Consider the following 238-nt stretch of genomic DNA (forward strand, 5'->3'; position numbering starts at 1 on the left):
GAGCTCGGCGCCGACGGCTACCTCTACGGTCACACCGAGATCAACGGCAAGCGCGCCGACCTCGTCGCTCGCGTCGACGGTCGCAACCACCCGAACGCCGGCGAGACCGTCACGCTCGCCGCCTCGGCCGGCCACGTGCACGCGTTCGACATCGAGTCGGGCGACCGTCTGAACGACAAGCCGGTCATCTCCGCCTGATCGGATCCACAGACGCGGCGCAGGCTGACCTCGGTCACCT

Annotated in this window: 1 pseudogene; it reads left to right on the forward strand. The window is 69.3% G+C overall.

What is annotated here, in order from left to right:
• A pseudogene (locus B2869_RS09545) lies at positions 1-198 on the forward strand (sugar ABC transporter ATP-binding protein); the annotation flags it as partial.
• Positions 199-238 lie beyond the last annotated feature (40 nt).

It is taken from the genome of Microbacterium sp. UBA3486 (assembly GCF_002377845.1).
In the GTDB taxonomy this organism is placed as follows: domain Bacteria; phylum Actinomycetota; class Actinomycetes; order Actinomycetales; family Microbacteriaceae; genus Microbacterium; species Microbacterium maritypicum_A.